The 26,068-nt window shown below is 44.3% G+C and carries 22 protein-coding genes; 11 read left to right on the forward strand and 11 right to left on the reverse strand.

Annotated features, from left to right (window positions below; translation table 11 throughout):
* Positions 1-232: 232 nt before the first annotated feature.
* The 5 genes from P0R33_RS22355 to P0R33_RS22375 form a co-directional block, all read right to left on the reverse strand.
* Entirely contained in the window at positions 233-925 is a 693-nt protein-coding gene (locus P0R33_RS22355) for a DUF3347 domain-containing protein (RefSeq protein ID WP_008463762.1), read from the reverse strand.
* Between the two features lie 131 nt (positions 926-1,056).
* Complete coding sequence (locus P0R33_RS22360) at positions 1,057-2,127, reverse strand: hypothetical protein (protein ID WP_008463763.1); 1,071 nt, start codon at positions 2,125-2,127, stop codon at positions 1,057-1,059.
* Positions 2,128-2,141: 14 nt separating this feature from the next.
* Positions 2,142-2,993 carry a DUF3347 domain-containing protein gene (locus P0R33_RS22365; RefSeq protein ID WP_008463764.1) on the reverse strand — a complete coding sequence of 284 codons (852 nt, stop codon included), beginning with the start codon at positions 2,991-2,993 and terminating at the stop codon, positions 2,142-2,144.
* Between the two features lie 149 nt (positions 2,994-3,142).
* Positions 3,143-3,514, reverse strand: a complete 372-nt coding sequence (locus tag P0R33_RS22370; protein ID WP_035690951.1) for a hypothetical protein — start codon at positions 3,512-3,514, stop codon at positions 3,143-3,145.
* A gap of 274 nt (positions 3,515-3,788) precedes the next feature.
* Positions 3,789-4,055 (reverse strand): PcfJ domain-containing protein, encoded by a 267-nt coding sequence (locus tag P0R33_RS22375; RefSeq protein ID WP_346429611.1) that lies wholly within the window; start codon positions 4,053-4,055, stop codon positions 3,789-3,791.
* On the opposite strand from P0R33_RS22375, the gene P0R33_RS22380 reads away from it, so the two are divergent.
* Together P0R33_RS22380 and P0R33_RS22385 are read left to right on the forward strand one after the other, a co-directional pair.
* The gene (locus tag P0R33_RS22380; RefSeq protein WP_276173339.1) at positions 4,023-4,325 is read left to right on the forward strand and encodes a hypothetical protein; all 303 of its coding nucleotides are present in this window, start codon (positions 4,023-4,025) and stop codon (positions 4,323-4,325) included. The two genes, P0R33_RS22375 and P0R33_RS22380, sit on opposite strands and share 33 nt — an antisense overlap.
* Positions 4,326-4,516: 191 nt before the next feature.
* The gene (locus P0R33_RS22385; RefSeq protein ID WP_223705935.1) at positions 4,517-5,902 is read left to right on the forward strand and encodes a hypothetical protein; all 1,386 of its coding nucleotides are present in this window, start codon (positions 4,517-4,519) and stop codon (positions 5,900-5,902) included.
* A 197-nt stretch (positions 5,903-6,099) separates the two neighbouring features.
* On the opposite strand, the gene P0R33_RS22390 is transcribed toward P0R33_RS22385, so the two are convergent.
* From P0R33_RS22390 to P0R33_RS22405, 4 genes are all read right to left on the reverse strand, one after another.
* A complete protein-coding gene (locus P0R33_RS22390) occupies positions 6,100-7,173 on the reverse strand; it encodes a mechanosensitive ion channel family protein (protein WP_219071607.1) in 1,074 nt (357 codons plus the stop codon).
* Between the two features lie 112 nt (positions 7,174-7,285).
* A complete protein-coding gene (locus P0R33_RS22395) occupies positions 7,286-8,332 on the reverse strand; it encodes a succinylglutamate desuccinylase/aspartoacylase family protein (RefSeq protein WP_223705934.1) in 1,047 nt (348 codons plus the stop codon).
* A gap of 385 nt (positions 8,333-8,717) precedes the next feature.
* Positions 8,718-9,053 (reverse strand): hypothetical protein, encoded by a 336-nt coding sequence (locus P0R33_RS22400; RefSeq protein WP_219071605.1) that lies wholly within the window; start codon positions 9,051-9,053, stop codon positions 8,718-8,720.
* Positions 9,054-9,274: 221 nt separating this feature from the next.
* Positions 9,275-9,664: a hypothetical protein gene (locus tag P0R33_RS22405; RefSeq protein WP_219071604.1), complete on the reverse strand. Its 390-nt coding sequence runs from the start codon at positions 9,662-9,664 to the stop codon at positions 9,275-9,277.
* Positions 9,665-9,934: 270 nt separating this feature from the next.
* Here P0R33_RS22405 and P0R33_RS22410 point away from each other — a divergent pair, with 270 nt between their 5' ends.
* The 9 genes from P0R33_RS22410 to P0R33_RS22450 all read left to right on the forward strand — a co-directional run bounded on the left by P0R33_RS22410 (position 9,935) and on the right by P0R33_RS22450 (position 23,072).
* A complete protein-coding gene (locus P0R33_RS22410; RefSeq protein ID WP_219071603.1) occupies positions 9,935-11,338 on the forward strand; it encodes a DUF6602 domain-containing protein in 1,404 nt (467 codons plus the stop codon).
* Positions 11,339-12,261: 923 nt separating this feature from the next.
* Positions 12,262-16,578 (forward strand): CusA/CzcA family heavy metal efflux RND transporter, encoded by a 4,317-nt coding sequence (locus P0R33_RS22415; protein WP_219071612.1) that lies wholly within the window; start codon positions 12,262-12,264, stop codon positions 16,576-16,578.
* 65 nt (positions 16,579-16,643) lie between these two features.
* Positions 16,644-17,933: an efflux RND transporter periplasmic adaptor subunit gene (locus P0R33_RS22420; RefSeq protein ID WP_219071602.1), complete on the forward strand. Its 1,290-nt coding sequence runs from the start codon at positions 16,644-16,646 to the stop codon at positions 17,931-17,933.
* A gap of 280 nt (positions 17,934-18,213) precedes the next feature.
* Positions 18,214-18,630: a transcriptional repressor gene (locus P0R33_RS22425; protein WP_219071601.1), complete on the forward strand. Its 417-nt coding sequence runs from the start codon at positions 18,214-18,216 to the stop codon at positions 18,628-18,630.
* 54 nt (positions 18,631-18,684) lie between these two features.
* Positions 18,685-19,566 carry a bestrophin family ion channel gene (locus P0R33_RS22430; protein WP_219071600.1) on the forward strand — a complete coding sequence of 294 codons (882 nt, stop codon included), beginning with the start codon at positions 18,685-18,687 and terminating at the stop codon, positions 19,564-19,566.
* Positions 19,567-19,595: 29 nt separating this feature from the next.
* Entirely contained in the window at positions 19,596-20,051 is a 456-nt protein-coding gene (locus P0R33_RS22435) for an MgtC/SapB family protein (protein WP_219071599.1), read from the forward strand.
* 81 nt (positions 20,052-20,132) lie between these two features.
* Positions 20,133-22,196: a heavy metal translocating P-type ATPase gene (locus P0R33_RS22440; protein ID WP_219071598.1), complete on the forward strand. Its 2,064-nt coding sequence runs from the start codon at positions 20,133-20,135 to the stop codon at positions 22,194-22,196.
* A 262-nt stretch (positions 22,197-22,458) separates the two neighbouring features.
* A complete protein-coding gene (locus tag P0R33_RS22445; RefSeq protein ID WP_219071597.1) occupies positions 22,459-22,737 on the forward strand; it encodes a hypothetical protein in 279 nt (92 codons plus the stop codon).
* 110 nt (positions 22,738-22,847) lie between these two features.
* Positions 22,848-23,072, forward strand: coding sequence for a hypothetical protein (locus P0R33_RS22450; protein WP_219071596.1), 225 nt, complete (start codon positions 22,848-22,850; stop codon positions 23,070-23,072).
* Between the two features lie 66 nt (positions 23,073-23,138).
* On the opposite strand, the gene P0R33_RS22455 is transcribed toward P0R33_RS22450, so the two are convergent.
* Positions 23,139-24,017, reverse strand: a complete 879-nt coding sequence (locus P0R33_RS22455) for a diacylglycerol kinase family protein (protein ID WP_219071595.1) — start codon at positions 24,015-24,017, stop codon at positions 23,139-23,141.
* A 3-nt stretch (positions 24,018-24,020) separates the two neighbouring features.
* A complete protein-coding gene (locus P0R33_RS22460; protein ID WP_219071594.1) occupies positions 24,021-25,979 on the reverse strand; it encodes an LTA synthase family protein in 1,959 nt (652 codons plus the stop codon).
* Between the last annotated feature and the right edge of the window lie 89 nt (positions 25,980-26,068).

Below are 26,068 nucleotides of genomic sequence, written 5' to 3' on the forward strand. Positions count from 1 at the left end.
ATATTTTAAATTGTTTAAAAAATAGGTTGCTATTGATTTTTTTTCTAAATATCTATTGGACTGTCTACACAATAAACACATGGGAAATAAGTGAATATTCAGCAAAGAGTATCGCACGGCGTAGTCTAAAAAAATTAGATACATTTCAATAAATTATGAACATCATTAGTCACGAGAAAATTGAGTGGTCATTATGTAAACAGCCCGATAAATTTATTAGTACTTAGCTGTACTATAGTTCTTTTTTCATAGAACCACAGGTTAACATTTTTTTTCCTTGATATGGGTTTTTGATCTCCTTGGTTTCGCTTATCCAAATAGCTCCTTTTCCGCCATCATACATAGGACAAAAGTCCTGATACAATTTTTGTTCTGATTTGAAAGATTTTATCAAATCATTCATGTCTTTACTTAACACGGCAAAATGCTCTCTCTGGTGTTCAATATTTCCGCCGTTAGCTCCAATATGTTCTGCGTGTTCTTTGGCATCATCAGCAATATCAAGATATTCTGCTTTTAATTTCGCATCTATCGAATTGGGATTTACACTGTTAAAAACTGCATATAATGCCTTGCCTGCATCTGCAGCTCCTTTTGTATCATCTTTGGTTAATGCATTTTTTAGGGACAGATAATTACTCACGATTTCGTTTATAGAAAATGTTCCTTGAGCAGTCTGGGCTGTTTCTACTTCTGCACTTTTTCCGGCCGTTTCCTTTACTGGCTCGGTTAATTCCATTCCGCATTTGGAACATTTGTCTCCTTTTTTTCCTGTAATTTCAGGATGCATGGAACAGGCATACAATTGCGAGTCATTCTGAGCTGTCCCGGAAGCCGCTTCAGGAGCTGCAGTTTCTTTGTTTTTTGAATTACAAGCTGTAAGTACAATTGCCATTACAAGGGTTGAGAAAATTAGTTTTTTCATTTTTTTTAGTTTTTATCTCTAATGAATGTTTTTTTGTCTAACATTCCTTTGTTTGAGTGTTATAAGAATTATTCTTTTTTTGATTGCAAATCCAATCTCTATTTTGCCTTTTAAATGCCTTTATATCAGATTTATATTTTCAGCACCAATCCGTTGGGTTTTCTACCGACATTAATCGTTTTAGAGACCGTATGGTTTGATACATTAACAACAGAGACCGTATTGGCGGTCTGATTGGTCACATAGGCAGTATTTCCATCTGCTGTAAATGTTATAGCATGTGCACCGGCACCAGTAGTGAATACACCTCCATGAACCCACATCATCTTAGTCTGGTCCCAGGTCCAATAATGGACTTTTGCATTGACAGGATCACTTACCCAAAGTTCTTTCTTATTTCCATTGTGAGACGCTATTCCAGGCATAAATCCTAGATCAATGGTTTGGCCTACGGCATCGGTTGCCACATTGATTACCGAGATAGATTGCCCGTCTTCATTATCAACATACATTCTGGCGTCAGTTCCTGTCCAGGCACCCACAGGGTTTTTTCCCACAGCAACTGTGGCTGTAACCTGCTTGGTTGCGGTATTTATAACTGACACAGTATTGTCATCTCCATTAGCAATATAAGCCTTAGTCCCATCAGAAGAAAAGGTAAGCTCAGCGGGCATCATGCCAACTGCAATGGTGCTTTTCAATGCGTATGTTAAGGCGTCATAAACCAGAACTTTTCCATTGATGTCCATTTGCGGCACCCAGATTTCTGAACCATTTGGGCTGTATATTGTGTTGTGGTTCATCATTGGCAGGCTGATATTTTTTACTGTTGCCCCACTGGCTGGGTCAATTACAAGGAGTTTACCTGTCATTCCTCCCATACCTGCGGTATGGCCTGCAGAGAAGTCCATTCCGGGTACACCGATAGCCAGATGATTGGAATGTAAAGAAATGTGGTGCGGCCACATGATCATATCGTTGCCGCTGCCCATTAGGCTTAAGGTTTCTGTAACTTCATTAGTTTCCAATTTGATTACTGAAATTGTGCCGTCCTGACCATTGACCACATAAGCGGCAGGATAGTTTATATTCAGTTTTGGATCGGACATATTCATATCATCCATTTTACTGCAAGAAAACAGCGAAACGGTCCCTAAAATTAAAACTCCAAGCATTGAACTAACGGTTATTATATTTTTCATTTTTTGATTTGGGATTATTTGATTGTTTCTATAGTTGATCCACAGCTTAACATCTGTGAACCGTAATACGGATTCTTGATGCCGCTTTCTTTGCTGAGCCAATTCGCATCAACCATTGGACAATGATTATAATAAACCGGCTGCGGCTGATCAGCAGTTTTTATAAGATCGTACGTGTTTTTGGAAAGGCTTTTAAAGGATTCCCTTTGCTTTTTTACATCTTGGTTTTCAGAAATATTTGTGGCATCTGAAGCTAAACTTTTCATTGCATTCATCCATGCAGTATGTTCTTTTGGCTTTAGGTTCTCCATTTTAATAGCATTGATTGCAGTAAGGAGCTCTTTAGATTTCAATGCGGCAGTTTTAGCATCTGTTTTCACCAAAGCATCTTTTACATCAAAGTAGCTGTCGAAAATTGCTTTAAAAGGACTGTTTTCTTGTGCATCTGCAGGAACTGCGGCTGTATGCTGTGAATGATCCATTTTACCCATATCCATTTCGGATTTTTTTATTGGAGCCGCCATATTTGTTCTTTCATATTGGCAGCATTGTGGAAGTTTTGCATAGGCGTCACCAGGAGCTAAGAACTGGTCGCTGTCATATCCTGCTAAGGCAATTCTTTTCAGGACTTCATCCTGATTTGTTTTCTTCTCATCATAGGTAATAGCCGCTATTTTGGTGTTTTCATTCCAGTTTACCGAAGCGATATTTTTGATGTTTCCTGCTTTTTCAATAGCAGTTTTGCACATTAAACAATTACCATAAATTTTTGCATTTATGTTTTTTGCATTTTTTATAGGTGCGCCAAACACTATGACTGACAGCAATAGAGTGATTGCCATCAATCCTTTTTGAATTGATTTCATTTTAAAATGTATTTGAAGTGAATATTGCTTTTGAGAAATAATTGCATACAAGAACTGTATAGAGAATTATTCTACAAAAAGCGAAAAATAAAAAAATGAAGCAGTTAGGCTTCCTTTTTTGACACACGTATGGCTGTCAAAAAAGGTATTTAGCTTATTTTAGGGATAAGCCAGATAGTATAGAAACCAGAGAGAATGGAGGTTTCTGAACTGTGGAATTTTTGTTTTTTAGAAAAAACACTTATAGTGATGTTTTTAAAGTCAAGTTGGTTAAAGAAAGTAATTCCTCCGTTACAGATTGAGACACAACCGCATGACTTGTGCCCACATTTATGACCGCAGCAGCCATCATTATTTTTTTTGGAATGACTGCCATCTTTCGAGCAGCAATCATTGTCATGATTTTTGGAAGCTTCTTTAGTATAAGAAATCTTTCCAGAAAGTTTTCCACAAGCAAAAGTAGCCATTGGCATCAAGAAGAAACCTAAGGTAATAATTACTATGATGTGGAATCTTTTCATAAGACATGTAAAATCGTAAACAAAGATAATTATAAAAATATCTCTGTTTATAAATGAAATGTTAAAATTGTTATTTTTTCATAGTTTATTTAGAAATGGATTTTTCTTCCCCTGTTTAATAGTCTGCATTGAAGGCAGTACGCTATTGAACAGTAATTATTTTTTTTTGATTTGAACAATCTAAGAGGAAGATTGCTATAAATCAGCAAGGAAAATTTCAGTGTCTGAAATGTTATAAAGCGGAAAAACCGAAAGTTCTTCGGTTTTTCCGCTTTTAGCATTGTTCTGCTTTCTTCTTTTTCATTCGGGAGCGAATCTGATAAAGGTTTTTTTTCATCAAACTGAAAATAGCTTTATGATGTTTTGAATTGTGATTCCTCAAACCACGGCACTGTGCTATTTCCATTTTAGAAAGAGAAACCTCTATAGTTTCGATTGGTTTGTTGTCAATGCGTGCAGAGAAGAGCAGGGAATCTATCTTTTTGAAATACTCATTGGTAAAAACACAGTGTCTCAGGCTGTCGCCTTCGGTCATACCCATTACAATAAAAAATCAGCATTTAACAGCAGGAATGGTACTTTTGGAACCGGACCTGACCTTCACGGAATCAGCGGATGCGGCTTGTGGTATACGGATCCTATGCATTTGATTTCGGGAACTGTAAAGCCAAAATTAACCGCAATAATGACCGATTGGCCAGTAAAAGACAGATCTGTGATTATTGGGACGCGCATTGATGTGATAACCGGAATCATAAAGAAATATCTTGAGGTTGATTTTCCCGAGTCTCAGATTGTAAGGGTTCATTAGATTGCTTTGCTGAAATATTGATCCATAAAAAAAACTTAAGAAGGGTTGAGTACCCAATAAATGAAAGTATAGAGATTTCAGGTAATTGTACCTGCCTTGAATGCTGTTTTATTTTGTTAAATTTGGCTGATTGGGTGCTTTTAATTTAAGGCGCAGCCAGTTAATATTCTGATGAAATTTAATTCTTGTTTATGAAGGACTACTACCAAAAAGATGTGCCCATATTGCTGAAGCTTGCAGAGCATAAGGAGGTGCTGGACGGCTTTCCCACTGAAAGCGCTAATTCACAATATGATGCCAGACTGATTTACAATCAAAGAAAGCCTGAAGAGGTGCAGCTTAAAATTTACTATAAGCCATCTGATCATCTTTACGAGAAGTTCAGGAGTCTTGCGAAAGCAGGTGTAAGTATCCTCGATATGATACAACCTGCTGTATCTCCGCATAAATGGGTAAATCCGGAATTTTTTGAGTTTTCTGAAAACTCTCTAATTGGGATTCAGGAAACCCATTATTACGATCATGACAAGAAATTCCTGATACTGGTTCTTCAAAATTTTTGTCTTTTCGAGAATGGAAGGTATGCCGGGGACGCAAGATTCAGGCTCGGGGACAATGCCATTTCCCACCTCGCGGGATATATCCAGTACGGCCAGCTTGGGACTTATGATTCAGATGATAAATTCATTGAGCGTAATGAAAACAGGTGGACAAGTTTCGGCCCTGTCGAATTTATGCTTTCTTTAAACCATTCGTACAAACAGGGCGAACCAAAAAAAGATTTTGTAATAACCAGAGATGCCGAGCTGATTATTAGGGATGACAGCCAAAAGATAAAAGATCTGGATCTTCTTTCGCTCGGAGAAGATTTATGCCTTATGATGTCCCTGTATTGGGAAAAAAGCATTGATTTTTTCAATGCATTGCTAAGAGTGAATGATAGGGAAAATTATGGCACCAGGGAAGTTTTTAAGCTTAGCGGAGAGCGCAATGATTTATCTCAGGAATTTCATTTGAAAGATAAATATTCGAATATTTACGATTTTGCGGAGTCGATTGATTTTGACAAATTCCAATATTTAAGAGAACTAATCCGGGAGGCTGTTCCAAGACTGATAAGCATAAAGCATCTTGATGATATTTCAGCTTTCATGGTCCTATACAACATCGTTGAAAAGTTCAGGAACTTTTTTTTAAAGAATCCCTTGGACGGCCAGACTTTTACTGTCAAGGAAGAATATGCTTTTATAGGATCAGAGGGCTCTATTAATAAATTCATAAAAACGAAAATAAAGGAAATTGGCGAAATAGTGGAGGAGGATGATAAACTGGAATTTGATTCCAAAGCTTTCGAGAAAGTATCGTTTATTAAAAAGACAGGCCTTATTGATCAGTTTGAGGGTTTCATAAAGTATCTCAAATTGGACCCGGGCAAATATAATATTGAATTTGACCAGCTTATTAAAGTACGCAACCTGATTTATCATGGAAATCCGCCGGGCAGGGATCTGTCGCCTTACAATAAGGAGCTTAAAGCATTGGTATATGATATTTTACTTGCCATAATTGCGCGCTAAGCATTTAGCTTTTCACGTCTGGCGTCCAGATAATAAATGATATTGCCAATATTTAAAACTGGCAAAAAATATTACTGAAAAATAAAACCGTGCCTGTTCACATTTTATCAGACAGAAAGAGACAATCAAATTTTTGATTGTCTCTTTCTTAAGGGTGCAGATTTTTCTGGGCAGGGACATCAATTAAAAACTGATTTTTAATTCCTTGCAACTGAAAAAACAGGCAGGCTATCGATCTGTATGGTCTGCGTTGGGTAGGCAAGTTCAATTCCTTTATCTGTAAAGGCCCTGAAAATCTCAAGATAGACGGCCTGCTGGCAATCCATATAGAAATTGTAATCCGGGTCATCCACGTAATAGACGAATTCAAAGTTTAGGCTGAAATCCCCAAAAGCGGAAAAATGCCCCCTGTCATAAATCAGCTTATCTTTTGAAGCTATTATGGATTCGACAATTGCGGGAATGTCCCTAAGCTGCTTATCAGAAGTCTGGTAAGTAACCCGGATAGTGAAAACAATCCTTCTCCTTTCCATGCGTTTGAAGTTGCGAAGCCTTGAGTTGGTCAGGTCTGTATTGGAGCATACCAGCTGTTCGCCGTTGAGGGTCCTGATGCGGGTGGTCTTTATCCCGATATATTCGATAACGCCGCTGTCGGTGCCCACTGTTACAAAATCTCCGATTTCAAATGGACGGTCAAAGAAGATGACAAAATAGCTGAACAGATCTCCAAGTACGGTCTGCGCCGCAAGGGCAATGGCGATACCTCCCACACCCAGACCCGCTACGATGGTAGTGACATTGTAGCCCATATTGTCAATAAGGAACACTGCGCCTAAAATCCAGATGATGATATTCACTATGGCTATAAGCCCGCCTGCCTGCTTTTCCTTGCTTTCGCTGTCCTGATCGCGCTTGATAAAGGACAATACGAATTTTTTGAAGGCAGCAATTATTATTTTAATGATAAAAAAAGTGATCGCCATCATATAAGCCGTATGGAGAATATTTTTAGCCTTCAGGCCTAAAGACAGGGCCTGCAGCGAAAAATAAACGGTGCTGATATAGAGCAGGGGCAGAACATTGATCTCAATAACCTCCATTGCGAATTCGTCCCACGATGTGGCAGTGGACGCTGCCCATATTTTGAGCCGTTTGAAAATGTATATTTTAAATATTTTTATGAGTGCAAATAGGAGAATTATAATTATTAGCGCTGTGAGCCATTTATAAATAGTGTTTCCCCAAATCAGGGTGCTTAGAATCTCTTCCATGAACTTTTATTTTTATAAGTTAGAAAAATGAATGCAGGCATGCATTGCATCTGTTAATTATCTGAGCAGTTCGAAAACGCTCCAAAACGAAATCCGGCAAATATGCCTGCCCTTAGATTCGGTATCCGATGCAGAATACGGTTTCATCAGAATTTACGGGATTTGCTTCGGTTTTGTAAAGGACTGTGCCCGACTGGGGCGCAGTGAGGGTTTTTATCCTGTTTCCGAAAATATCGGCCAGATAGCCGATCTGCTGGTTTTCTTTTATTTTATCGCCTGCCTTAACGGAACTGTAGAATATGCCCTGAAATGGAACCTTTACGAAGGCCTTTCTGTTAAACCTGTGTTTTGGTGCCCTTGCAGGCTTTATTTTGCGATTGGTGTAAAGCTGCAATTCCGCCATAATCCTGTACAGTGCATCCCTTGCTGGTGAGAGGCCTGAGCGCCCCTCTTTTTGCTGTCCTCCCACTGTCATGCTCAATGATGGTATTCCCAGCCTTGCCGCCTGTTTTACGGCACATTTCGAGGGCTCTCCAGATGAAAGGACGTACGGATGGCTTAAGATTGTATCGAGTCCGCTTGCCTCGCTGAGACGAAATTCCAGCATTGTCTGCTGCATGAATTCCGAATTGTCATAGTAGCAGATAAAATCTATTGGATCGCTTGCCGCATCGCAGCTGTTCAGCTCCAGAAATACGTCAGTGGCGTCGAAGACAGCCGTCGCAACAAAATCGGCGATCAATTCTGCCGCGGTTCCTCTGTGACTGCCCGGAAAAGCATCGTTAAGATGGGATATCCCAATAGGATTTGAACCGGAGCTGCGGCCATCGTAGCGCTGCACATCAGCATCGGGGATGATAATCAGGTTTCCTTTGAGCTTCTGGGGGTTTATCTCGCGGCGAAGCTCAAGAAGAGAGGCGGCTGCGGGAAAGCCGCCTTGGCGGATTCCGGCGGCTATGGTAAGGGTAGGGCCTTTTTCACGTCCTTTGATAAGGGTCATGGGAAGATCCGCCCAGATGGAGTCCGAAGATTTCAGACACATAACCGTATCATTTATGGACGCTTCCTGCTTTTCAAAATACTCCTTAAGGGATATTTTTTGGGACTGGACGCTGTGGATGGCAAAAAGGTATATAAAAAAAAGAATTAAATTTTTCATTGCATTATGTGATGGATAATGGTTCTGTATGATTACAGAACAATCATCCTGATTTGCAGACTGTGCTAAAGCCTGGTTTTAATAGGATTAAAGGAATTTTCAGCTGTCTTGAAAATCAATTGAAAGAGTATGTATGCCCAAAAAATTATAGGGAATACCATAATCATCCTGCCGCTGAATGTGGAAATATAAAGGAGGTTTGCGAAAAACCGCCAGCTTATTTTCGGGCATTGAGAATTGCAGAGGGAACAGCTTCTGTTGGGCATACCTGAAGCACAGCAGGCTCAAAAGAATAGAAAGACAGCCATCGGTGCAAAGCCGTGAAGCTGAATTGCGATAGTTTTGCCGCTATGCGATAAAAGGCAGCAGGGAAATTTAATAAGGGCTAGAAGAGATTCAGCCGGTAAAGCGACCCGGTTGAAGAGGCAGTAAATGCGGCTTTGAGCTTAAAATAGGCGAAACTCTTGCTGTGCGTAAGCGATAGCGCCTCATAAGCAAATTTTTCAAATAGAGATTTTAATGCAGCAGGGGCTTTATGCTTCTCTTTTTTGTCCTGAGAAGAAGCGCTTATGCGGATTTTCTTTTTGCTGTGGGGTGCATCAACAGCAGACTGCTTGGCATTCCTGCTGGAAAAATTGAGCATCTCAGCACAATCGGCAAGAGCGGAGGACACGCTGTGGACTTCAACCCCGAAAAGCATGCGTATGGCAAGAAGCGCCATTATCAATATGCTTTTAAAATGCTTCATGCTAAAGATAGAATTCTGGCTTATTTTTTATAGTCCTGCCAAATATAAGGCATTTTAAACAAAATCAGCCGGCGCATCCCAAATATAGCAAAGATTTAACTTCATGCATTTATGCATTAATGCTTATCCTATATTTTTAAATGCCGGGATTAGGCTATTGGCCAATGGAGAAAAATGCTTTTTGCAGCCTTTCTTTATTCTATGGCTAAAATGGCGCGCTCTTCGGGTTTGTTTGACCACTGCACCTGCCAAACCCGTCCGTCAACCTGGTCGAGCAGAATGAAATTGTATATATTGGTGGTAGGGCTAAGTGCAAATCTGTTGTTTTTTTCCTGATCAGGGGCAACAAGTGCTTTTAGAGAAAGGGGAGACTCGAACCTGTTTTTTCCAGTGTCCCACTGGACCTGCCACATCTGTCCGTTTCGGGTGTTGAGTTTGATATAGGTCCACATGTTGTTTGTGCTGTATAGCCTGTATGAAGCGTCGACGCATGGAAATGTGAAGGAATTGGAAGCGGATTGGCTTTGGGCCGATACGGTAGTGAACATTGCGAAGACTAGCAGAAAAAATAAAGTTTTTTTCATAATTTTCAGATTAGTTAATTAGCAGTAAATTAATATTTTATTTTAAAAAAAACACCAAATAATGTGCCGAAATTCAGATGATTTCCAAACGTAAAAGATTCATGCACACTTTATTGTTTGACTCGATGATTTGAGGCAGTTTATGGCCTGGGATGAAAAAAATCTAAGAAAAATATGCTAAATTCGCTTGATTGGAGAAGATGACAGAATGCGTAATGTGCGAAGATATAAACATACTTTTTTTAACCATTAACCAAAAAATTGACTAAATTGACAACAAAAGAATTCTTAGAATTTCTAAAGGAAAAAAATCATTTGATAATCAACCATAAGGACCACTACAGCGAAGCTCAGACAGGAAAAGTATTTGCAATTGATGGTAATGCCGTGAAATTTTATTGGACTTCTGACGATGATAAAACAGAAGCAAGGGGGTTAGTCACTTATGATATGCAGCAGTTTGCACAGTTGGTAAATCCGTTTTTGATTGTAGACAGAAGCTGTTCTTTTAGCGATAAATATTATAGCACCCTGCAGAGCAAGATAAAAAAAAACTGGCATGAGGTAATCAATACGCTCCATTCTTCCCCACATAAAAGACTAAAGGTTGATGATTGCGTTGATCTATTAGTAACATCAATAGGTGTGACCAAATTAGAGGCCTCTGGAATCCTTAAATCTCACTTAGCCGTGGGCACATTTAAGTATGATGAATTTAAATCAAGTGAGTTTATTATTTTAGGCAGGAATACAATCGAGCTTGAAAATAAAAAAAGATACCTGTCTTCAATTTCAAGTGAAATCAGAAGCCAGAGCGAGCGCATTAATTATATCATCAGCCATGGCCAGACAGTTGGAAATTATAGAGAGCAGCTTTTTATTTCTGTGCTCCGAAAATATGTGCCTAAAAAATTTCATGTCGCAACAGGATTTATAGAGGGCAGCAATAAACAGATTGATATCATAATTTACGACCAGCACAATTATATTCCCGTTTTTAGAGAAGATGACCTAGTAGTGGTAAAAAAGGAATCCGTAGCGGCCGTAATTGAGGTTAAAACGACTTTAACTTCCGCAACAATTGCAGATTCGCTGAAGGGTATTGAAAAAATATGTGAAGGACCAATGAATTCCATTCCTTTTTTTAAGGGAATATTTGCGTTTAATACCAAAATGAACAATAAATCAGCCGCGAATACAATTGCATCTTTCTATAAAAAGAATGGTATACACGCCATTTATGATCATTTAGATGTAGTTTGTGTACCCAATAAAATATGCGGTTTCATAGATTATAACAATCTCGAAAACGATGAATATTCATGTCCGTCATTATATATTATTGAAGATGCAAAAGGCATCTCTATAGGAGAATCGTTTTTCTTTCAACGGTTATTTGCGTTTTTGGAAGTTGAAAATTCAGCAAAGAAAATAAATGGGTTTTACTTTAGTGTGTTGAGGGAAACAGCCAGTCTGTCTCTGCACCAGATATTGACTCACAATGATTGGACACCTTTCCATTCATTTATTTCAGAAATCAGGGGTACGGCAGATTTTGAGCCCGATATGGAAATCATAAAAAATGACGTTAAAAAGCGCATAAAGGATGTAAGGAATTGGATGATGGGTGAAATGAAAAGAGAGCTGCTCATTGAAAAGTACAACAATGACTAAAGTGAAATGTTTTCTATTTCCCTTATTCAATTATTAACGAGTTTTTTTAGGCTAAAAGAACAAACTGCATTGGAATAGCTATGGTATAAACTTGGAATTTAACTAAGCCGGCACCTGAATCAAAGCGTAGGCTTTTTTGTTAGGCAGCCGTGCCGTACTGGATGTGGGTGCATCCGTATTTTCCAAGAAACTATGAAAAAAAACATGTTTTTTGCTTAATTGGGCAAAAATTCAGAATGTTTACAAAATTGAATGTTTACTTTGCATTACAGGAAATAATCACGCCGCGTCTTCATTTAGGAAGCCGGAATTGTCTGTTTAAGGTATGCGGCAATATCGATACGTATTTTTCCTGTAATCAGCGCTTTATTGCGCATGTAGTCACTTTGCAATCGGATTGCATAAACTATTTTATACATTTGTCCCATGAGATGGAAAACAACAATATTACTACTTTACATTCTAGGGCTGCTAGCAGTTCCATGCAGTGATGTATACAATAGCTGTATTTCATCCAATTCGGACCAGAAGGAGCTTACCCATAATCACAGCCGTGATAATGACGACCACTGCACTCCTTTCTGCCAGTGCTCCTGCTGCAGTGTTTCGGTTTTAAAATTCAGCTTCAAGATGCCGGATTTTAATCTTCCCCAGCAGCACATCAGTGCCAGGAATACTGTTTTGAGAGACTGCCAGTTCATTTCCAGCTACACTGGAACCATCTGGCAGCCGCCTAAGATTTTCGTTTAGATTTTTCGGATTGCGCATCCCACCAGTAGTGGGCTATGGCAGGCATTGAATGTCCTGCAGGGCAGGCGTATGCTTTACCGTAACCAATCGGGATGCCTGTACGCACTTCTAACTTTCCCCATCTTAAAGACGGGCTGAAAGACTATTTTCTAAACGTTAAAATTACTTGCATAGTGTTAGACAGTATAATTAAATTCAGTATTAAGAACAAAATCATTATTGGCTTAATGACTTTGGTCCTTATCATATGGGGCGCATGGAGCGCTACAAAACTGCCCATAGATGCCGTACCTGACATCACTAACAATCAGGTTCAGATTTTTACCAGCTGCCCTACGCTTGCCGGGCAGGAAGTGGAACAGCTGGTGACATTTCCGATAGAGCAGAGCATTGCAACTGTTCCAAAAATTCAGGAAATCAGAAGCATATCAAGATTCGGGCTTTCTGTTATCACAGTTGTGTTCGATGAAGAAACGAATATCTATTTTGCCAGACAGCTTATCAATGAAAGGCTGAAGGAGGCTACCGACAGAATCCCGCAAGGGGTGGGAACTCCGGAAATGGCTCCTGTAAGTACGGGTCTTGGCGAGGTGTACCAGTACATTATCCACCCAAAGAAGGGCAGCAAGAATAAATACAATGCCAAAGACCTGCGCACCATGCAGGACTGGATTGTGGCCAGACAGCTGTACGGGACCCCTGGAATCGCGGAAGTTAACAGTTTTGGAGGTGAATTAAAGCAGTATGAAGTTGCCGTGAACCCTGAAAGGCTTCGTGCAATGGGGGTTAGCATCCCCGATATCTTTACTGCGCTTCAAAAAAACAACCAAAATACGGGAGGCGCCTATATAGATAAAAAGCCTAATGCTTACTTCATCAGAGGAATAGGGCTGGTGACATCATTGGATGATGTTAAAAAGATTGTAGTGAAAAATACCGGAGCGGCGCCGATTTATGTAAGCGATGTTGCCGAGGTTAGATTTGGAAAAGCGGTCAGATATGGGGCCTTGACCTATAATGGCGAAGTTGATGCGGTGGGCGGTGTCGTAATGATGCTGAAAGGCGAGAACAGTAATGAGGTTGTAAAGCGCATCAAAGAAAAACTGCCGACCATCCAGAAATCCCTTCCTGACGATATTGTGATTGAACCGTACCTTGACCGTACAGACCTTGTCGGCCGTGCAATCAGCACAGTTGAAAAGAACCTGGTGGAAGGCGCACTTATCGTAATATTTGTGCTGGTATTATTTTTAGGAAATTTCCGCGCGGGGCTTATTGTTGCCTCAGCCATTCCTCTTGCAATGCTGTTTGCGCTTGGACTGATGAATGTATTTGGCGTAAGCGCCAATCTGATGTCTCTTGGGGCAATTGACTTTGGCCTTATAGTGGATGGTGCGGTAATTGTGGTTGAGGCCACGCTCCATCATCTGGCCATGCGCAAGTCTCTCAATAATCTTACCCAGGATGAGATGGATGAAGAGGTTTTCGATTCTGCCTCTAAAATCCGTACCAGTGCGGCCTTCGGTGAGATCATCATTTTAATTGTATATATCCCGATTCTGACCCTTGTGGGCGTTGAAGGGAAAATGTTCCGCCCTATGGCGCAGACGGTAGGATTTGCAATATTTGGAGCCTTAATTTTATCATTGACTTATATTCCGATGATGTGCGCGCTTTTCCTATCTAAGAAACCGCAGCATAAAGAGACGTTCAGCGATAGGATGATGAACAGAATCCAGAGCATTTATCAGCCTCTGCTTCAGAAGGTGATTGATATCAAATATACTGTGGTTGGCGTTACGGGAGCCATATTCCTGGTTGCCGTCTTCTGCTTTACAAGAATGGGAGGAGAGTTTATCCCGCAGCTTCAGGAAGGCGATTACGCATTCCACTGCATACTGCCGCAGGGAAGCTCGCTGAACCAAAGCATCGAGACCTCGATGCAGGCCTCAAGAATTATCAAGCAGTTTGACGAGGTGAAGATGGTTGTCGGCAAGACGGGAGCTGCCGAGGTGCCTACCGATCCAATGCCTCCGGAGGCCACCGATTTAATGGTTGTCCTTAAACCGCAGAAGGAATGGAAATCAGGCAGGAGCTATGCAGAGCTTGCAGATGCCATAATGGAAAAGCTTGAAGTCATTCCGGGGGTTTTCTTTGAAAAGAACCAGCCGATCCAGATGCGTTTCAATGAGCTTATGACCGGTATCAGACAGGACGTTGCCGTGAAGATATTCGGTGAGAATTTAGATACGCTTTCCCAGTATGCCAACGAAGTTGGGCAGGTTATACAAAGCGTTCCGGGAGCAACCTCGCCGCAGATTGAAAGGGTTAGCGGCCTTCCGCAGATCAATATTGAATATGACAGGACCAGAATTGCCAATTACGGGCTTACCATCGAGGATGTGAATGATGTTGTCAGCACTGCCTTTGCAGGAAAAAGCACGGGACAGGTATATGAAAACGAACGACGATTCGACCTTGTGGTGCGTCTTGACAGCATTCACCGAAGCAGCATAGACGATGTGAGCAATCTGATGATCCCAACCAATACCGGTGTTCAGGTGCCTTTATCCCAGGTAGCTAAAATCGACTATAAGCTGGGCCCTGCACAGATCAGCAGGGAAGCGGGAAAAAGAAGGATTGTAATCGGATTCAATGTTAAGGGCCGAGATGTGCAGAGTGTGGTGCAGGACATCCAGAAAAAGCTGTCTGAGAAGGTAAAACTGCCGCCAGGATACTATTTCACTTATGGAGGACAATTTGAGAACCTGCAGGCTGCAAGCGCAAGGCTTATGATTGCAGTGCCGGTTTCGCTGCTGCTGATTTTCGGACTGCTGTATTTCACATTCCGTTCCTTCAAGCAGGCTACGCTGATCTTTACTGCAATACCTATGAGTGCCATAGGGGGCATATTTGCCCTAATGCTAAGGGGGATGCCTTTCAGCATCAGTGCCGGAATCGGATTTATAGCTCTATTTGGAGTTGCAGTGCTAAACGGTATCGTACTGATTGGAACATTTAACCAGCTTGAAAAAGAGGGGATGAGCAACATTTTTGAAAGGGTTAAAGAAGGAACCATTACAAGGCTGCGTCCCGTGCTTATGACTGCTATGGTGGCATCGCTGGGATTCCTGCCGATGGCTATCAGCAGCAGCGCCGGAGCGGAGGTGCAGAAGCCCCTTGCTACGGTTGTAATCGGAGGTCTTGTGACAGCTACGTTCCTGACTCTTTTCGTGCTGCCTTTACTCTATATTATTTTTAACACGAAGTTTGACTTTAAAGGAAAATTTAAATTGAGAAATACAACTGCCATAGCTATATTGCTTATTGCGGGTCTAGGGTCTGCAAACGCGCAGCAGAGGATCCCAATTGAGAAGGCTGTCGAAACCGCCCTGCAGAGCAATCAGCAGCTGGACATCAATAAGTCTGAAATCCAGGCTGCCGGGCTCAACGCAAAAACGGCCATTGACATTCCTAAAACCGGTGTTTTTGCGGAGAATGAGGATTTGAGGCCGTCCGACAAAACAGGGATCTTGAAAATCGGTATCTCGCAGAGTTTTGCGTGGCCGGGACTTTATGCCGCCAGAAAAAGCTATTTCAAAAACCAGCTGCAGTACAGCCAGCTAAATACGCTGCTTTTGAACGCTACAATCAAAAGGGATGTGCGCACGGCCTATTACAAGCTTTGGTACCTGCAGGACAAGCAGCAGCTGTACAAGCGTCTGGACAGCATCTATACGCAGCTTTCAAAAACTGCGGAAGTTCGCTTAAAGGCAGGTGATGTGGCACAGCTGGATAAGATTGCGGCAGAGGCCAAGCTTCAGGAGCTGAAAGCTTTTTCGGACCAGAACAAGAAGGACATGACCGTGCAGCAGCAGCAGCTGATGATGCTTATGAACCTGAATGAATGGCTGCTTCCCGTAGAAGCGCCGCTTGGCAAAGCCGAGGTTACATTATCGGAAAGCGGCGGACTGCATCCGCTTCTGACCCTTCAGGAGCAGAATGTGAAGATTGCATCATCAAACATTTCAGTAATCAGAAACAGCAATATGCCTGAACTGTCGGGAAGGGTATTCAGCCAGAGGCTTTACGGGCTGGATGATCCGTACACGGGGTTTTCTGCCACTGCATCGTTCCCGCTTTTCGGAGCCGTATCGGCCCATAATAAGGTAAAAGCGGCAAAGGCTGAGAAAGAAGTGCAGGAAAAGAACCTTGCCTATCAGACCCAGCTTCTGGCGACCCAGAAGAATTCTTCTGTGGCGGAGATTGAAAAAAACCTTGCGCTGCTGAATTTCTATGAGACTTCAGGGCTTAAGCAGGCAGAAGACATTATCAAAGCCTCAACATTGAGCTACCGCTCGGGGGAGATTAGCTTTGCTGAGCTTGGACAGTTTCTGACCCAGGCCGTAGGCATCCGCCAGAATTATCTTGACGTATTGAACCAGTATAACCTTTCTGCGGTGCAGTTTGACTATTTCAACAATAAATAAATAATATAACAGCCTGTGGGACAGGCAGAGCCTTCCCACAGGATAATTTTAAATATAGAGCATAGATGAAACTCAAAATTCAATTATTAATCGCGTCGGCTGCAATCTTCTCATTTGTAAGCTGCGGACAAAAAAGCAATGAAAGCGAAAACGCTGCCAAAACTGAAAATGCTGCGGGAGCGAAAGAAGAGGCGCATGGCGAGGAGGAAGCTGCTACAATTGCAGTGCTGACCCAGGACCAGATGAAATCGGTAGGGGTCCAGCTGGGCACTATCGAGAACAAGAACCTGACTGCAGCGATAAAAGTCAACGGCGCCTTAAGGGTTCCCAACAACAATAAAGCCAATGCCACATCACTTTATGGAGGGGTTATCAAAACCCTTAAAGTGCAGCTTGGCGACCAGGTCCGCAAGGGACAGGTGATTGCGACGATCGAGAATCCGCAGTTTGTGCAGCAGCAGGAGGAGTACATCACCATCAACAGCCGCATCACCAATGCCGAGCAGGAGCTGCAGCGCCAGAAAGATCTTCAGGCCGGAAATGCCGGAGCATTGAAGAACCTTCAGAGTGCCACAGCGGAAGTGAATGCGCTTCGCGCCCGCAAGGCATCGCTTGCCAAACAGATACAGCTAATGGGGATTAATCCGGCAGGAATTACTGCCTCAAATCTGCGAGCTGCGCTAACGGTTACAAGCCCTGTAACCGGAACGGTGAGCGCCGAGTTTGCCAAGATCGGAAGCTATGTTGACGTATCCTCGCCTGTGGTGGAGATAGTGGACAATCAGCTGATCCATTTGGACCTTCAGGTTTTTGAAAAAGATCTTCCCAGCATAAAAGTGGGGCAGAGCGTCACTTTCACCCTTACCAACAATCCTGCGGCGACTTATACAGCAAAGGTGTTCAATATAGGCTCCTCATTTGAGAACCAGAGCAAGAGCGTTGCGGTCCACTGTACAGTAACGGGCAATAAAACCGGACTAATCGACGGAATGAACATCACGGCGATGGTAGGCGTGGGAACGGCCCTTACGGCTGCGGTGCCTAATGATGCGATTGCTGAAGCGGACGGAAAATTCTACATTTTTGTAAAAACCGATAAGAAGCCTGAGGAGCATGAAGAGGCGGAAGGCGAGGAAGGCGCTGAAGCCGGTGAAAAGCACAGCCCTGAGGAGGAAAAGAGGATTGCAGCGACAAGCATGAATTTTGAAAAAGTGGAGGTGACCAAAGGAGTTTCAGAAGTGGGCTATACAGCGGTTACACCCGTTAAGGATGTGCCTGCCGGAGCGCAGATTGTCACGAAAGGAACCTTTTTCGTAAATGCCAAACTGAGCAATTCGGGAGGCCACGAACATTAATATTTTGAAGGATTTAATGCAGGTGACTGTTCGACAGTGTGTGTTTGCCTGTGATACCCCGGAGAATTTAGATCCGCCCCCTGGGTCTCTAATCGATGGTCTCGAATCGGTAAACCTGCATTAATTTAAAAGACTGCCGGCAATTAAGGCTGATTATGAAGTATCTGCCTGCTAAAAAGTAGTTTCCGAATGCTGAAATTTAAAATAAGCTTCGTAAATTTACTATAACTGCCTAACGGATAGGCCTTATTGCCGGTTTTATTTTTAATGGAAAAGTCATATGAAGAAAACGACTGAAGAAGCCTTTAACAGCAAGAATATACGCCTGACCACGATGCGTATCCTGATTTACGAATATATGGAGACGCTCACAGCGGCATTATCGCTTGCTGAAATCGAAAAGCATTTCCATAAGGCGGATAAGGTGACGATCTACCGCACTCTGCAGACCTTTCTGGAAAAGGGGCTTGCGCATAAGATTCCCGACGAGAATGAGGCCAAATACAGGCTGAGCGCCGAATCCTGCGCTGAGGAGGACCATAATGACACCCACCTTCATTTTTACTGCAAAAAGTGCAGGCAGACCACCTGCCGTGAGGAGATCGCGCTTCCCAAAAGCCTTACCGAGAGCCTGCAGATTGATGAGATCCAGATTTTAGCTAAGGGAATCTGCGAAAAATGCCTAAAGAGCCAATAACTGCAGAAATATAATGGAGAACCAAAGAATATTGTAAAATTTTAAAGTTTAAATATGCTTCTAAACCGTAAAATATCAGTGCTTTACTTTGTGCGTGAAATCAGGGCTCAGATTATTCTGATTGTCCTATTCGCGGCTGCAATCGGGCTGCTGGATATGCTTCCCATATTTAAAAAAGTGGCGCTTCCGCTAAGCATTCCAGCCCTTGTGGGGACCGCGGTTTCACTGCTTCTCGCATTCAGGACGGCACAGTCCTATGAGAGATGGTGGGAAGCCAGAACCGTATGGGGTGCGATTGTCAATGATTCGCGCACCCTTATCAGGCAGGTAATGCAGTTCGCGTCCAAGGAAAACAGCGACATATCGTCGCAGTTCGCAGAAAGGCAGATCATTTGGGTTTATGCCCTTGGCGAATCACTGCGCCGCCAGCCGTTCAGCCCGAAAGTGCAGGCCTACCTGAAATTCCATAATATTACTGCGGCCAATATACCAAATGCGCTGCTTGACCTGCATTCGCAGAATATTGCCGAGATGGAGAGCAGAGGGATTATATCGGATTTCAAGACGGTGCAGCTCAATGAGACCATTTCGCGCCTGTGCGACCATATGGGGAAATGCGAGCGCATTAAAAATACGGTCTTCCCCAAGTCCTACAGCCTGCTGGTGCACACTCTGATCTATGTTTTTGCGGCCATACTGCCTTTCGGGCTGGAGGATTCGCAGCTGATTGTGGAAGTGCTGATGACCATCCTGATTCCGCTGCTTTTCATTGCGATAGAAACCACTGCCATCATCATGCAGGATCCTTTTGAGAACACGCCCGTGGATACTCCGATGACCTCCCTGGCGCAGACCATTGAGATCAATCTTCTTGAAATGACAGGCGCGGCGGATATTCCGGTCAAGCCCAAGAATAACGAATATTTCGAAATGTAAGATAGTGCCAATCTAAAAATCAGCCTGCTATGGATATCGAATTTGAGCTGCTGCTTTCCGCTAAACTGCTTCTTGCCGTTTTTCTTGGAGGGCTATTAGGCCTGGAAAGGGAACGCGAACAGCAGAATTCCGGTGTGAGGACCTTTGCCTGCATCTGTGTGGCCTCGTGCCTGTTTGTTTCGATTTCGGCCCATCTGACCGCCGACAAATCCGCCATAGCCAGAATGCTGGCGGCCATTGCGACAGGACTCGGATTCATAGGCGCAGGACTGATTTTCAGAGACGAGAAAAATCTCCCCAAGGGACTGACCACTGCTTCAGGACTGTGGACGACTTCGGCAGTCGGCATGGCCATAGCCCTCAATATGTTTGTCCTGGCAGTGGCGGCGACACTTATAATACTGCTTATTTTCACCATAAACCAGTTTGGCTGGTACAGAAGATTTGTGGACAGATTGATTAAGAGTAAAAAAAGGAACGGCTGAAAAATTGCCGGCCCTTTTATCGGAGCCTTTTCTTCAAGGGGATCGGCGCCGTATTTTTTAACCTTATAACATTAAAAGATTATGGAACACAAGCATAAATACGATAAAGACGGAAAACAGATCTGCTGCACCCAGACCGAGAAGGTTTACACCCAGGCAGGAGCTGAGAAGCTTCTGAAAGGGCACAGCGCCGATGATGGGCACAAGCATGCGCACAGTAAGGGCGACGGGCATAACCACAGCCACAGCGATGACGACGGACATGACCACAGCGGTGCGGAAGGAGGGCCTTTAAAGATGTTCCTCCCTTCGATAATATCGCTGGTTCTGCTTCTTGCGGCCATCTCGTTTGACAACTGGATAAAGCCGGATTGGTTTTTAGGCGCCCTGCGTTTCGCATGGTATCTCGCAGCCTATCTCATTGTCGGCTTTCCGGTTATCAGGGATGCCTTCAAAAGCATGGGCAAGGGTGAGATTTTCTCCGAATTCCTTCTTATGAGCATTGCCACGATCGGGGCGTTCATTATCAAGGAATACCCTGAAGGAGTTGCCGTGATGCTTTTTTACGCTGTGGGGGAGGTATTCCAGACCCTGGCGGTGTCAAGAGCGCAGCGCAACATCAAAAGCCTTCTGGACCAGAGGCCTGATGAAGTGACCATCGTTGCTGATGGCAAAACCAAAAACATTAAGGCTGAAGAGGCGCAGATCGGCGACATCATCCAGCTGAAGCCTGGGGAAAAGCTGGGCCTTGACGGAGAGCTGCTGACCGAAAGCGCATCTTTCAATACGGCAGCCCTTACCGGGGAAAGCAAACCGGACACCAAGTCTAAAGGAGAGGCTGTTCTTGCGGGAATGATCAATCTGAATGTGGCTGCCCAAGTGAAGGTCACCGCGGCATTTACCGACAGCAAGCTCAGCAGGATACTGGAGCTTGTGCAGAATGCCACCTCGCAGAAGGCCCCTACGGAGCTTTTCATACGCAGGTTTGCCAAAATCTACACGCCAATCGTGGTTTTCCTGGCTATCGGAATCTGCCTGCTGCCTTATTTCTTTGTGGACAATTATGATTTCAGCAGCTGGCTTTACAGAGCCCTTGTCTTTCTTGTGATCTCCTGCCCGTGCGCGCTAGTGATTTCGATTCCCCTTGGCTATTTTGGCGGAATCGGTGCAGCGAGCCGAAACGGTATACTTTTCAAGGGAAGCAATTTCCTTGACGTAATGGCCTCGATACAGAACGTGGTTATGGATAAGACCGGGACGATGACAGAAGGGGTGTTCAAGGTGCAGGAAACGGTCTTCAAGCCAGAATTTGACAAGGACGAGATCCTAAAAATGGTCAATGCGATTGAGAGCATGAGCTCGCATCCCGTTGCCACGGCGATCCATGAATATGTCGGGGAGGTCGACAGTTCGATAAAACTGGAAAGCACTGAAGAAATTGCAGGGCATGGACTCAAGGCGGCCATCAACGGAAAAGAGCTGCTTGCGGGCAACTTCAAGCTTCTTGACAAGTTCGGCATTGCCTATGACGTCGATCCGACTTCGATAGTGTACACCACCATTGCGGTAAGCTACGACAGGAAATATGCGGGCTACATCACAATTGCCGACAGCATCAAGGAAGACTCCCAGCTGACCATAGAGCTGCTGCATAAGCTTAATATCAAGGCAACGATGCTAAGCGGGGACAAGGGGAGCGTTGTGAAATATGTGGCCGACAAGCTTGGCATAGACAATGCGTACGGCGACCTCCTTCCTGAGGACAAGGTAAACAAGGTTAAGGAGATCAAGTCGCAGTTTGGGACGGTTGCTTTTGTGGGAGACGGCGTGAATGACGCACCTGTTGTAGCCTTAAGCGATGCGGGGATTGCGATGGGAGGACTGGGAAGCGACGCCACCATTGAGACGGCGGACGTTGTCATACAGGACGACAAGCCTTCAAAGATACCGATGGCCATCAATATCGGCAGGCAGACCAAGAAGATCGTCTGGCAGAATATCACCCTTGCATTTGTAGTGAAAGGGATAGTGCTCATCCTCGGAGCGGGCGGGCTTGCCACTATGTGGGAAGCGGTGTTTGCTGATGTCGGGGTGTCTCTGATTGCGATCCTTAATGCCGTGCGCATTCAGAAAATGAAATTCTAAAGCAGGGAAAAGGGAGCACCCGCACTTAAATCTACATATTTGGCGCTTATTTTTTGCCGCAGGCCGCAGATGGGATCCATTGCATGGAGAACCGTCAGGCCATAGCGGCAAGGCTCCCTTTTGCCTGAATTCAGCTGCACTGAAGCCCTGGAGAACCGGGCTGGACCGTGCATGCCTATAACTGAACAGGCAGTTCTGCCGGCAGCTTATGGCAAATTGAGCTGTATCTGCGGGTCGGGCTTCCGTTCGAATTCTACCCGAAATGAAAAAACGACATAAAAAATACTATCCCAATATCCATAAAACCCCGAGGGGCCAGAAGGGAAGGCCTGTCAGAAGGAAAAACAAATATTCGGCGGTAAATATAGGAAAGACGATCATACTTACGATTCTCGGCCTTGTGATAGTGCTGGGAATCATTGTTCGGGTCAGGCATTTCGTCCTGTACCACATACTGGACAAGCCCCATGAAAAGGCAACTGAAAAAGCTTTGGATAAGGGCATTGGCCGCAATAGCCTCACTCCAAACGGAGAATCCTGAAAAAGGCGGAGGAAAATTGTTAATTCAGAACCGCAGGCCTTCCAAAAGCCTGCGGTTTATTCCATATTTCCGGCCCTAATGCCGGAGAGCAACCCCAAAAGATATAAACTATGAGAAAGCATTTGAATATTTCCGCTGTAATCCTTACCATCCTCAGGGATAACCCGGAGAGGGATTTCGCCCTGGATGAGCTTACGGCGCTGATTTTTCCCGATAGTCCTCCCCAGGATGAAAAGCGGAACCAGTCCGAGGTTCTCGATATGCTGATATTTCTGGATGACCAGAAGCTGGTGCTTCTCGATTTTGACACTGACCGCAGTTCGATAGCAAAATAGCGGCTATGCCGCTGTGCCTGCAGAACAGCTCTGCAGGACGGAAAACCCAAAAAGGCGATGCCCATTCTAGACCAGCACGGTCAGTACTGCGGGAGCTACCGAGATCCTGCAGCTGTTGGTTCTGAGCTTGTAGTGTTCGCCGTCGATCTGGGCGTCGGTAAAAATCCTGTTGGGCATTTCCACGCACAGGTTCTGCACCAGATGGTGCTGGGCCTTTTTGAATCTGGAGACCGAGCGGTTCAGTATATGGTAGCCCAAGGCTATCTTTTCGATGAAGGAAAGCTCAGGTATCAGCACCAGATTCAGCCTTCCGTCTGTGAGCATGGCATCCGGGGTAAGGCTCATGCTGTATCCCATTTCATTTGAATTGGAGACAAAAACCATAAATGGCCTGATGGGGATCACCCTGTCGTCAAAATAGACAACGGTGGGCTGCGCCTTATATTCGAAGCTGGAGGCGACAGCGGCCCTGATATAGGAAAAGAGCATCCTTCCTGCGGAATGCTCGTATTTTTTGATGACCATGGCGTCAATGCCCACACCCGCATTGCTGAAAAAATAATGCTGGTTTATCCTTCCCGCATCAATGCGTATTTTTCTCCTATCCCTGATCACTTCAAGGGATTTTTCTATATCGTGGGGAATGTTCAGATGCGAGGCTAGGCCGTTTCCCGAACCCAGCGGGATGATGCCCAATTCGACCCCCGTGCCTATCAGGCATGAGGCGACCTCATTGATGGTGCCGTCCCCGCCGCAGGCCACTATGATATCGGGATTCTGCTCCAGTGCGCTTGCGGTAAGGGAAAGCGCGTGCTTTTTTCGCAGGGTGTAATCGGCCCTGATCTTGAAGCGGTCGGCGGGAAAGAACTGCCTGATGTAAAGATCGGACAGGCTGTGGCGTCCGTCTCCGGAGACGGGATTTATAATGAAATGTATATAGGTCATCGCTTATTTTAGAAGTTTGTTTGTAAAAAGGTAATCGGCCGTCTGGTACCATGCTATGGTCTCCTCCAGAAAGCTTCTGTCCATCGCAAGGGGAGTGAGGCTGTTGTCGGATTTTTTCCAGCTGTAGAAGGCCTGCTTCTGCTGGTCGGAGAGAATCATCACCCTGCTGCCCTTCATCAGTGCCAGCTTGCGGTAGGTTCCCAGAAACGCGCGCTGCTCAAAATTCTGCGCAAGGACATCCCTTCCGAAGAAATCCGATTCATAATGCCATCTGAAGAGCGAAAAGACCGTCGGCCAGAGATCGATCTGCGAGCACTGCGCGCCTATCTTCCGATTTTCTGCTTCGGGCAGGTTTGCTATGAAAGCGGGTATATGGTAGTTGGCAATGTCAATCTCATCCTTCCCGGCGCTGCTGGCGCAGTGGTCCGCTATTATGATGAAGACCGTATTTTTGTACCACGGCTTTTTGGATGCCTCGGCAAAGAGCCTTTTAAGTGCATAGTCCGCATATTTCACAGCGCCCTCGCGTCCTGTTCCCGACGGGATGTCAATTCTGCCTGACGGATAGGTGTACGGCCTGTGGTTGGAGGTCGTCATTACAAAATTCAGGAACGGTTTTCCTTCCTTGTACTGCCGGTCGGCGGTGCTGAGCATTTTATTGAAGATATCCTCATCGCAGATACCCCAGGCATTCTCAAAGGTGACTTCGCTGTCTGCAATATTATGGCGCACGGTCTTGATCCGGTCGCTGAGCACGCTTCCGCGTCCGCGGTCGTATATGGTGAATCCGTTGCCTCCGAAATAGGAGTTCATGTTGTCGAAATAGCCGTCCCCGCCGTAAAAGAAGCTGCACTGGTAGTTTTTGGACCTAAAGACGTTGCTGATGGTAAAAAGGTTCTGGTTATCGGGCCTTTTTACGATGGACTGCCCTGGGGTCGGGGGGATGCAAAGCGTAACGGCCTCCATTCCCCTTACGGTCCGGGTTCCGGTGGCGTACATATTATTGAAAAAGACGCTCTTCTGGGCAAGGCTGTCCAGGAAAGGGGTCAGGTTCTGCCTGTTTCCGAATTCATTCATAAAACCGGCGCTGAAGGACTCCATGAGCACAAATACGACGTTTTTCCTCTCAAGAGGGGTCTGGGCATCCTTTATGCTGCGGTGGATCGAATAGCCTGTTGAGGCATAGGACACGGTGCTGTCGCGTAGTTTTGATTTTACGATGCCGAATGCCCTGTCATTGCTGATGGTGGTGTAGAAGCGCTCGTATTTCATCTGATTGTTGCGGAAGGCGGCAAAAAAGGAATAGATCCCTGATTTGGAGATTTCGGAATTATAGCGGTTTGGGGACCATTCGGCCTGGCTGCTGGAGATAAAGGTGATATAAAAAGAAGCTGCCGCCGTAAAGACAAGCAGTATGGAAACCCTCTTCACTATGTCCGCATTATGGGCGAATGCGGCAGCAAAGGCTTTTGATCTGTGGAAGGCAAAAAGGACAAGTGCCGTCACTGCCAGCACTGATGCAATCAGAAGCGGCAGGGGATAGGACTCCTGTATATTGGCAATAACCTCATAGGTGTAGATCAGGTAGTCCACGGCAATAAAATTGAAGCGTGTCCTGAACTCATCCCAGAAGGTGATTTCAGCCAGAAAGGTGAAGACCAGAATAAATACGTTCACCGAGATAAAGAACCAGGTGATGGCCCTATCGGCGATGGAGCCGGTCCATCTGCCGGCAAATACGGTATAGTATAGGACGGCGGGAAAAGAAATCAGGACAATGGTGCCCAGATCAAAGAAAAATCCGGTTAGCAGCGTGCGGGCGGCATCCAGGACATTTAGGGAAACCTGATCGTGCTGCCAGATTAGAAATATAACTCTTAATAGCTGTGAAAATAATAAAAACCACGCAATAAAGTGAACCAGCAGCGCGTATCTGCCGGTTCTCAAAGACAATTTGCTCATAACTCAATAATAACTCAGCAAAGTTTACATTGCAATGTTGTAATCATTCTGAATTTTTGGTTTTTATTAAGAAATAAAGGCCGAGTTTA

The organism is Flavobacterium sp. YJ01 (assembly GCF_029320955.1).
Lineage (GTDB): Bacteria > Bacteroidota > Bacteroidia > Flavobacteriales > Flavobacteriaceae > Flavobacterium.